Annotated in this window: 1 protein-coding gene; it reads left to right on the plus strand. The window is 72.9% G+C overall.

All coding sequences use genetic code 11. The annotated features are described in order from the left end of the window. A partial coding sequence (locus ACFPZL_RS14090; protein WP_382336038.1) for an NAD(P)-dependent oxidoreductase occupies positions 1-389 on the plus strand: 389 nt, incomplete at its 5' end. Between the last annotated feature and the right edge of the window lie 206 nt (positions 390-595).

Genomic DNA, 595 nt, shown 5'->3' on the forward strand with positions numbered 1-595 from the left:
CGCTCGCTCGCGAGGCCGCCGAGGCGGGCGTGCGGCTCGGCGTGATCGGCGGGGCCGGGTCGCTGCTCGCGTCCGAGGACGGCCCGCGACTCGTCGACACCCCGGCATTCGACGAGGAGTACAAGCCCGAGGCGCTGGAGATGGGCGAGGTGCTCGACGATCTGCGCGTGTCTCCCGAGTCCCTCGACTGGTTCCTCGTCAGCCCCGCCGGCGATTTCGGCCCGTGGGTGGCCGGCGAGTACACGGGGGAGTACCGGATCGGCGGAGACGTGCTGCTCACCGACGAAGCGGGACGATCGGCGATCGGCGGCGCCGACTTCGGCGTCGCGGTGGTCGACGAGATCGAGGAACCCGCGCACCATCGCGCCCGTTTCACCGTCGCCTACTGAGCAGGCGGGCCGTGCAGGCGGCGATGCAGCCGCACGCCCGAGCAGCCGGTGATCGCCCGCACGCGAGGGGCGAATAGGCTTGACGGGTGAATCCCGAGTTGATCGACCGGCTGCGCGGGGACCTGCGCGCCGCGGACTACCGAGCCGAGACGGTGCGGGCGCTGCTCGGCGACGCCGCCGATGACGCGCGGCTGCGCGGAGTGTTC

Source organism: Leucobacter soli (assembly GCF_042659205.1).
Classification (GTDB): domain Bacteria; phylum Actinomycetota; class Actinomycetes; order Actinomycetales; family Microbacteriaceae; genus Leucobacter; species Leucobacter soli.